Genomic DNA, 8403 nt, shown 5'->3' with positions numbered 1-8403 from the left:
CCGCTGACCGACCGGCAGAAGCGCTTCAACGACGCTGTGGGGCGGCGCCGCGCGCCGGTCGAGCAGGTCTTCGCGCGCCTCAAGGTCGTCTATGGCTGGGCGCGCGCTCGCTATCTGGGCTTGGCGCGCAACCAGACGCATCTGCGTCTGCTTTGCCTCGCCATGAACCTCAAACGATGGGCGGTGCTGCGTCCGACAAGGGGGATGGCGTGACCGCCATCGCCCACGGCCATCGATTCAGCCGCGAAAACGGCCCGATCCACCGTTCGCGCCCCGCCCGAGGCCGCAAAAAAATCCTTGAAATCGCGCCTCACTCCTGTGCGACCGATTGCGCAAAGCTCTCGCAAGCGGGAGAGGGAGTGCACCTCGCTCGTTGCAGCGATCAACGCCTCATCCCATCAAGCTTTATCGCGTCAAAGCCCACTCGCCGATGACGCGAAAGCGAGCCTTGGGATCATCCTGCTTGAACAGCGCGATCCGATCGATCGTCAGCGTATCGAGCTTCAGCGACGCAAATCGCGTCCGCAGCATCTCCAGAATCGGCCCGCGGCGCTCGGCGTCCAGCCGTCCCGTCAGCGTCATGTGGAAGCGGAATTCTTCCATGACGTAAGGATAGCCCCAGAGATCGAGATAGTCGCGCTGCCGCTCGCTCAGCTTCTCGGGCCTGCGACGCGCGCGGTCTTCCGCCGTCATCGCGGCGCGGAACGAGTCGAACTCGCGAACGCAATCGGCGGCGAGCTGCTGGAGCGTGTGGACGGGCTCAGCCGGAATGACGGCAATGAAGTCGCTGATGGAATCGACGACCGGTCGGATTGCCGGGATCGGCCGCTCCTTGCCGGCGAATACGGCACAGGCCGCCGCGAGTTCGGCCTCGGTCCTGCCGGCCGCCAGCGTCATCGGCGCCTTCAGGGTGCCGTGAAAGCCGTATTTGCGGGGATCGGCGGTGACGTCGCGCCAGTCGGCCGCGACATGCAGTGCCTCGCGCGGAAACGGCACCTCGTCGCCGGTAGAGGCATCATAGCCGAGCAGCTCGATGCCGAAGCGGGAGACGGCGCTGTCGGTGCCGGCGGCAAAATAGATCGCGTAGCGGGGAAAACCTGTCATTGCCTCAGCATAGCCAATTCATGCCGCAACGACAGTCTCGCGTGGCGTCGCCACTGCGGCGAGCAGCCGCGTTGCATCGGTGAGATGCACGAGCTTGCCGCCTGATATCACGGCGATCAGCCGCGGCCGCAGCTGCACGCTATCGTCGACCAAAAGAATGTCGGCGCGGCGTCCATGCGCGATGATGCCGCGATCGGTAAGGCCGGTTGCACGGGCAGGCCCGGCAGAGACCAAGTCCCAGGCTTCGGTCAGAGGCAGCACGCCATCGGCGGCGAGCCGGAATGCGGCCAGCAGCTGTGCGGGATAGTAATAGTCCGACGCCAGCACCGAGCAGAGGCCCTTGGCGATCATGTCCGATGCCCTGGTCCAGCCGGTGTGGCTGCCGCCGCGCACGACGTTCGGCGCGCCATAGACGATCGCATCGCCGTGGCTTGCTGCCGCCCGCGCCGTTTCCTCGTTGATCGGAAACTCGGCGATCAACGCACCGAGCTCGCGAAACTCCTGGCGCATCGCCGGCGTCGCGTCGTCATGCGAGAGCATCCGCACCCCGGCGGCCCGGGCGGTAGCGGCCAGCCGCGACACGGAGGCTGGAACGTCGGCGGCGCCCGCCACCACGCGTTCGACTAGCCGGTCAAACTCCTCGCTCGATAGCCCAGTGCGCTCCACCATACGATTGCGCTTGCGGGGCTTGGCCATGTCGGCAACGGTGCCGTCCATATGGTCGTTGAAGGCGAACAGGTCGACGCGGCCTTCCGCGAGCCACTGGCTGATCTCGGCCTCGGCATCGAGATTGTAGGTCTCATGCCGCAGGTGGAGGCGGGTGTCGGCGGCGAATTGCGGACGCTGCCGCTCGATCGCCTCCATCAGGCCGCGCGCATTGTCGGCGCTGCGCAGGCCCGGCTCCCACGAACAGGTCGTGGCGTGGAACACCGTGGTGATGCCGTTGCTGATCGCCTGGCGGTCGCTGTCGGTGAGCGCGACGTCGATCGGAAAATCGACGCCGGCGCGCGGCATCATCTGGCGCTCGAAGGCATCGCCATGCAGATCGACGATGCCGGGCAGTACCAGCAGGTTGCGGGCGTCGATCGCCAGCCGCGCGCGGCCGCGGGAAGTATCGACCTGCGCGATATCAGTTCCGGACACGAACAGTGAGGTTTCGACCAGCTCGGCGCCGATCAGGGCCCGGCCGCCTTCAAGGAAAATGTCTGTCACGCGACCGCGCTTCGTTTGCTGGCAGGAGAACCGGTGAAAGAGCTCGCCCGTGCTTCGTATGTCGCGAGGAAATCTTCAATCCCGAGCTCGCGGAAATCGGGCAGCGCTTCACGCAATTTGTCGTGATCCCAGTCCCACCAGGCGAGCTTGGCGAGCCGTCCGGCGATCTCCTCCGAGAACCGCCGCCGCACGATGCGCGCCGGATTGCCGGCGACGATGGTGTAGGCCGGCACGTCCTTGGTGACGATCGCGCCGGCCGCGATCACCGCGCCGGTGCCGATGTTGCGGCCCGGCAGCACGATCGCGCCATGGCCGATCCAAACGTCATGGCCGATATGGACGTGATGCTGGCGCCGCCAGTCGAAGAACTCGACATCGTCGCTCTCGCCTTCGAAGTAGGCGCTCGAACGGTAGGTGAAGTGCGCCTGCGTCGCGCGATGCATCGGATGATTGCCGGGATTGATCCGCGTCATCGCCGCGATCGAGCAGAATTTTCCGATGGTCGTGTAGGTGATCTGGGCATCATTCACGACATAGGAGTAATCGCCCATCGTCACTTCATGCAGGATCGTGCGCGCGCCGACCTCGGTGTAGGCGCCGAGCCTAGCCTCGTGCAGCTTGGCCGAGGGATCGATGGTCGGCTGAATCGAAAGAGCTTTAGCGGCCATGTCGTATCCGAAGCGCGAGGGCGAAGCGTTCCTCTTCGAGCGGCTTGATGACAATGTCATGACGCGACGATGACAGGGGATGACGTGTGTTGGATCGCCGCACCGCAACGCGGATGTCACACAAGTGTTAAGCGCCGGCGTTAGCGGTGGGCTCCAGTTAATCTGGAGCGCTGCATGCTGGTGGTGGAAGGTCTGACGTGTCGCTTCGGTGCAAAAGCCGCGGTGGACGACGCTTCGTTTCAAGTCTCCCCCGGCGGCTTCGTCGGTGTGATCGGACGGTCCGGCGCCGGCAAGTCGACCCTGCTGCGGACCATCAACCGCCTGGTGACGCCGACTGAGGGGCGCATCCTGTTCGACGGCATCGACGTCACCGCGCTGCGCGGCAAGGAGTTGCGGCAGTGGCGGGCGCGTTCGGCGATGATCTTCCAGCAGTTCAACCTGGTCGGCCGGCTCGATGTTCTCACCAACGTCCTGATGGGGCGCCTCGCAACGATGCCGGCCTGGCGCTCGCTGTCGCAGCTCTGGCCCGAGCAGGACAAGGCTCTGGCGATGTCCGCGCTGGAGCAGTTCGACATCGCCGCGCTCGCTGCCCAGCGCGCCGACCAGCTCTCCGGCGGCCAGCAGCAACGTGTGGCGATCGCCCGCGCGCTGGTGCAGCAGCCCGACATCATCCTCGCCGACGAGCCGATCGCCTCGCTCGATCCGCGCAACACCAAGATCGTGATGGATGCGCTGCTGCGCATCAACAAGCATTTCGGCATCACCGTGCTCTGCAACCTGCATTCGCTCGATCTGGCGCGCAGCTATTGCGACCGCCTGATCGGCATGGCCGCGGGCCGCGTGGTGTTCGACGGCGCGCCGTCGGCGCTGACCGATCGCGTGGCGCGCGAGCTCTACGATCTCGAAGCCGCCGACGTCATGGGCGGCATGCCTGTTCCGGCACCCGAGGGCGTTCCGGCGCTCGGGACGGCCGCGGCGGCCTGAGCCTCGCCTATTTAGTTCAAGTCTTTGCGTCAACCGACCCCAACCGATGAAGAGGGTATCATGATCACTCGCAGATTAATCCTCGCCGGCGCCGCCGCGCTTGCGTTCACGACCTCCGCCTCCGCGGACGACTGGAAAGCCAAATATCCCGAATTGACCTTCGCGGTCGTGCCGGCGGAGAACGCCTCCGGCGTCACCGAGCGCTGGGCGCCGTTCATGAGCTATCTCTCCAAGGAATTGGGCGTGAAGGTCACGCTGCGCATCGCCAACGACTACGCCGCCGTCATCGAAGGCCAGCGCGCCGGCAACATCCATATCGCGAGCTACGGCTCGGCCTCGTTCGCGCGCGCACGTCTGACCGGCGTCAAGACCGATGCCTTCGCCAACGACATCAACGCCGACGGTTCGACCGGCTACTATTCGGTGTTCTTCGTCAAGGCGAGCAGCGCCTACAAGAAGGTCGATGACCTCAAGGGCAAGAATCTCGGCCTCGTCGATCCGAACTCGACCTCCGGCAACAATGTGCCGCGCTTCGAGCTCGACAAGATGGGCATCCACGATGCCGACAGCTATTTCAGCAAGGTCGTCTTCACCGGCAGCCACGAGAACGCGATGCTGGCGCTGGCGCAGGGCACGGTCGATGTTGCCGCCAACCAGTGGACCAGCGACGACGATTCGACGCTGGCGCAGATGCTGACCAAGGGCATGCTGAAGAATGCCGATGGCTCGGCGATGAAGAAGGACGATTTCCGCATCATCCACAAGTCGGCGCCGATCATCAACGGTCCCTACGCCTACAACTCGGATCTCCCGGAAGATGCCAAGGCCGCCATCGCCAAGGCGTTCTTCGACGCGCCGAGCAAGGACAAGGCAGCATTCGACCGTCTCTCCGATGGCCAGAAGAAAGGCTTTCATCCCGCCACCACCAAGGACTGGGATGGCACGATCGAGCTGATCAAGTTCGTCGATGCGCTGCGTAAGAAGAAGGCGTCCTGATCTCAGGACGAGCTACTCGAGCCGGGTCGACGGACCCGGCTCTTTCTCTTTCTACAGGCCATTCTCTTTTACAGGCCACTCTCCCTGACAAGATGACCGTCGCGGTTTCGATCCTCCCCGAGCAGCAGCTTGCCGTGCTCAACGCCGCCTATCGCCAGGCGGTCGCGCGCAGGCGATGGCGCCTCCTGTTGGGAGCCGGTATCTTTGCCGCAGCGCTGGTTCTTGCCGCGATCGGCGCCGAAGTGAATTTGCGCACGCTGTTCACGTATTTCGGCAACTTCATCAGCTATTTCGACCGCATTCTCACGCTCGACAGCGGCCAACGGGTCTGGACCGACGTCGGCGAGTGGCTGTGGGGCTGGCGCAAATGGCTGAGGATGCTGGGCGAGACCCTGCTGATCTCCTATGTCGGCACGCTGATCGGCGCGACCTTCGCCTTTGCCCTGAACTTCTTCGCGGCAGAGAACACCTCGCCCGCGCCCTGGCTGCGCTTCGTGGTGCGCCGCCTGCTCGAATTCGCCCGCACCGTTCCCGGCATCGTGTTCGCACTGGTGTTCGTCATCGCCTTCGGCCTTGGTCCGATGGCGGGCGTGCTCGCGATCGCGATCCATTCCACCGGCGCGCTTGGAAAACTGTTCTCGGAGATCGTCGAGAATGCCGACATGAAGCCGGTCGAGGGAATCCGCTCGACCGGCGCGAGCTGGCTCTCCTGCATGCGCTTCGCCGTGGTGCCGCAGGTCACCGCAGGTTATGCCAGCTACGCGCTGCTGCGCTTCGAAATCAACGTCCGCGAAGCCTCGGTGATGGGTTTTGTCGGCGCCGGCGGCATCGGCCAGGAGCTCGTCGTCGCCATCCGCAAGTTCTACTACTCGGACGTCAGCGCCATCCTGCTCACCATCATCGTCACCGTCTTCATCATCGACATCACCACCGGCTGGCTGCGCGGCCGCCTGTTCGGCAAGGAGGCGCGGACGTGACGAAGCCGCAGCAGGTCGACACGCGAGAGATCCGCGCGCGCTACCCCGATGTGTTCGACCGGCCGGCCTCGGCGCGGCTTGCAACGCCCGCGATGATCGTCGCGGCGTTTGCGATCCTCACTTACGGCCTGGTCGATCTCGACTTCTCGCCGTCGCGGTTCCTCGCCGGCCTCAGCCAGCTCGGCTGGATCAGCCTGATGATGATCCCGCCCGATCCCGGCTCCTCGCTGCCGGTCTATCTGAAAGCGCTGGGCGAGACGCTGTCGATCGCGCTGCTCGGCACGACGCTGGCGGCCCTGTTCGCGCTGCCGGTGAGCCTGCTCGCCGCGCGCAACGTGGTGCCGTCAATCATCCTGCGCTTCCCGGTTCGCCGCTTCCTCGATTCGATCCGCGGCGTCGACACGCTGATCTGGGCGCTGGTGTGGATCAATGTGGTCGGGCTCGGCCCGTTCGCCGGCGTGCTTGCCATCGCCGTGTCGGATTTCGGTGCCTTTGGAAAACTGTTCTCGGAGGCGATCGAGGGCGCCGACCAGAGGCAGGTCGAAGGCATCCGCGCTTCCGGCGGCAGCGCGCTGCACGAGATCCGCTTCGGGCTGCTGCCGCAGGTTTTGCCCGTGATCGCCGGCCAAGTGCTCTATTTTATCGAATCCAACACCCGCTCGGCCACCATCATCGGCATCGTCGGTGCCGGCGGCATCGGCCTCCAGCTCGCCGAGCAGATCCGCGTGCTGGAATGGCAGAAAGTGTCGTTCCTGATCCTGATGATTTTGGTCGCGGTTGCCGCGATCGATTTCATCTCGGGCAAGCTGCGCTTTGCGATTATCGGGCGAAGGGCGGTGGCCTGATCCGAGCTGCCGTAGGGTGGGCAAAGGCGCGTCGGCGCCGTGCCCACGAATTTTCTCTGACATGATGAAAATCGTGGGCACGCTTCGCTTTGCCCACCCTACGAGCCTGTGACTCTTTTCCGTATCGAGCGTCAGGCGGATATGATTCTCTAAGCAGATTGATTTGCTGGAGAGAATGATGGCTGACGACGGACTTTTTGGCGAATTGCCGGAACAGTCGGCGCCATGCACCGAAGTGGTGCCGCGGGGCGCACCTCGGCTGCGCGAGCCTGTGCGCGATCAGGTCGAATTGCGAGCGGTCGATATCGATAGCCTGATCGGGCAGGATCATCCGGTGCGGGTGATCTGGGCTTATGTCGAAGGGCTCGACTTGAGCGAGCTGGAAGATCGCGTCAAGGCGCGGGAGAACAGGCCGGGTTATCCGGCGCCATCGCCACGGTTGCTGCTGGCGCTTTGGCTGTACGCCACGAGCGATGGCGTTGGCAGCGCGCGGGCGCTGGACCGGCTCTGCGACAGTCACGACGTCTACCGCTGGCTCTGCGGCGGCGTGTCTTTGAACCATCATACGCTGTCGGACTTCCGGGTCGGCTGTGCCGACTTGCTCGACCGTTTGCTGGTCGAACATCTGGTGGCCCTGAACGAGGCAGGGTTGGTTGATCTGGAGAAGCTGACCCAGGACGGGGTGCGGATACGGGCGAGTGCGGGAACCGGATCGTTCCGGCGGGAGGCGACGCTGGATCGGCAGATGGCACAGGCCGGGGCCGTGGTGGAAGAGCTCAAGCGCGAGGTCGATGCGGATCCGGAAGCCAGCAATCGGCGTATCCGGGCCGCTAAGGAGCGCGCGGCGCGGGAACGCAGCGAGCGGGTGCAGGCCGCGCAAGCGGCGCTGGCTGAGATCAAGCGCAAGCGAAAACAGCTCGATGACAAGGGCGGCAACGGCAAAAAGCCAAAAGAGCCACGGGCCTCTACCACCGACCCGCAGGCACGGGTGATGAAGATGGCGGATGCCGGCTTCCGTCCGGCCTACAATGTGCAGGTGGCTAGCGCGGCCGGCGAACTGATCGTGGTCGCGATCGATGTCGACAACAGCGGCTCAGATCGCGGCTTGATGCGACCGATGCTGGAGCGAACGCGCGCTCGGCTGAAGCGCTTGCCACGCCGCTACCTCGCCGATGGCGGGTTTTGCAGTGGCGAGGACATCGAATGGGCGCATGGCGAAGGTATCGAGGTTTACTGTCCTCCTCCCAAATCCAGGAGCGGTGTCGATCCCTTTTTACCCCGGAGCAACGACGGTCCTGGCGTAGCGGCCTGGCGTGCTCGCATGGCCAGCGAAGCCGGCAAGGCACAGTACCAAGCCCGCACAATCTGCGAATGCATCCATGCCCGATGGCGGAACTGGGACCTCAGGCAATTAACCGTGCGCGGTATCGCGAAGGTCCGTGCCGTTGTGCTCTGGTACGCCCTCACCAACAACATCCTGCAGGGACACCGTCTCGTAAAGGCATAGACCGCAGCAGCATACCGACGGCCTGACGCCGCCGGCTTCGATCTCAAGGGACGCTAACGCCCCTTGAGGTTCATGCCGAAACAAACGAATTGGCTCACAGGCTCTACGAG

At 64.5% G+C, this 8403-nt stretch carries 9 protein-coding genes; 6 read left to right on the top strand and 3 right to left on the bottom strand.

Annotated features, from left to right (window positions below; genetic code table 11):
* Positions 1-213, top strand: a 213-nt coding sequence (locus BLV07_RS45320) for a transposase (RefSeq protein ID WP_143035747.1), incomplete at its 5' end; no start/stop codon positions are given.
* 192 nt (positions 214-405) lie between these two features.
* Here BLV07_RS45320 and BLV07_RS45315 read toward each other — a convergent pair.
* The 3 genes from BLV07_RS45315 to BLV07_RS45305 are packed head-to-tail and all read right to left on the bottom strand — an operon-like array spanning position 406 to position 2984.
* On the bottom strand, positions 406-1104 hold the full coding sequence (locus BLV07_RS45315) for a DUF1045 domain-containing protein (protein WP_091899082.1): 699 nt from the start codon (positions 1102-1104) through the stop codon (positions 406-408).
* 18 nt (positions 1105-1122) lie between these two features.
* Positions 1123-2316 carry an alpha-D-ribose 1-methylphosphonate 5-triphosphate diphosphatase gene (locus BLV07_RS45310; RefSeq protein ID WP_091899081.1) on the bottom strand — a complete coding sequence of 398 codons (1194 nt, stop codon included), beginning with the start codon at positions 2314-2316 and terminating at the stop codon, positions 1123-1125.
* Positions 2313-2984 (bottom strand): transferase hexapeptide repeat family protein, encoded by a 672-nt coding sequence (locus BLV07_RS45305; RefSeq protein WP_091899083.1) that lies wholly within the window; start codon positions 2982-2984, stop codon positions 2313-2315. Before BLV07_RS45305 ends, BLV07_RS45310 begins: the two co-directional genes overlap by 4 nt.
* A gap of 174 nt (positions 2985-3158) precedes the next feature.
* Between BLV07_RS45305 and phnC the strand changes: the two genes are divergently transcribed.
* The 5 genes from phnC to BLV07_RS45280 all read left to right on the top strand — a co-directional run bounded on the left by phnC (position 3159) and on the right by BLV07_RS45280 (position 8293).
* Positions 3159-3968, top strand: a complete 810-nt coding sequence (gene phnC, locus BLV07_RS45300; RefSeq protein ID WP_091899080.1) for a phosphonate ABC transporter ATP-binding protein — start codon at positions 3159-3161, stop codon at positions 3966-3968.
* Positions 3969-4028: 60 nt separating this feature from the next.
* Entirely contained in the window at positions 4029-4964 is a 936-nt protein-coding gene (gene phnD, locus BLV07_RS45295) for a phosphonate ABC transporter substrate-binding protein (protein ID WP_091899079.1), read from the top strand.
* 92 nt (positions 4965-5056) lie between these two features.
* Positions 5057-5941, top strand: coding sequence for a phosphonate ABC transporter, permease protein PhnE (gene phnE / locus BLV07_RS45290; protein ID WP_091899078.1), 885 nt, complete (start codon positions 5057-5059; stop codon positions 5939-5941).
* Complete coding sequence (gene phnE, locus BLV07_RS45285; protein ID WP_091899077.1) at positions 5938-6786, top strand: phosphonate ABC transporter, permease protein PhnE; 849 nt, start codon at positions 5938-5940, stop codon at positions 6784-6786. Before phnE (BLV07_RS45290) ends, phnE (BLV07_RS45285) begins: the two co-directional genes overlap by 4 nt.
* A gap of 175 nt (positions 6787-6961) precedes the next feature.
* A complete protein-coding gene (locus BLV07_RS45280) occupies positions 6962-8293 on the top strand; it encodes an IS1182 family transposase (protein WP_091895192.1) in 1332 nt (443 codons plus the stop codon).
* The last annotated feature ends 110 nt before the right edge of the window (positions 8294-8403 follow it).

The organism is Bradyrhizobium sp. Rc2d (genome assembly GCF_900099855.1).
Lineage (GTDB): Bacteria > Pseudomonadota > Alphaproteobacteria > Rhizobiales > Xanthobacteraceae > Bradyrhizobium.
Note: the sequence above shows the minus strand (reverse complement) of the source record. Positions and strands in the feature narration are given on the sequence as shown.

Excerpts from the sequence above, each read along its gene's own strand:
- BLV07_RS45305 (WP_091899083.1), bottom strand. The coding sequence starts at position 2,984 with ATGGCCGCTAAAGCTCTTTCGATTCAGCCGACCATCGATCCCTCGGCC.
- phnC (WP_091899080.1), top strand. The coding sequence starts at position 3,159 with ATGCTGGTGGTGGAAGGTCTGACGTGTCGCTTCGGTGCAAAAGCCGCG.
- BLV07_RS45280 (WP_091895192.1), top strand. The coding sequence starts at position 6,962 with ATGATGGCTGACGACGGACTTTTTGGCGAATTGCCGGAACAGTCGGCG.
- phnD (WP_091899079.1), top strand. The coding sequence starts at position 4,029 with ATGATCACTCGCAGATTAATCCTCGCCGGCGCCGCCGCGCTTGCGTTC.
- phnE (WP_091899078.1), top strand. The coding sequence starts at position 5,057 with ATGACCGTCGCGGTTTCGATCCTCCCCGAGCAGCAGCTTGCCGTGCTC.
- BLV07_RS45315 (WP_091899082.1), bottom strand. The coding sequence starts at position 1,104 with ATGACAGGTTTTCCCCGCTACGCGATCTATTTTGCCGCCGGCACCGAC.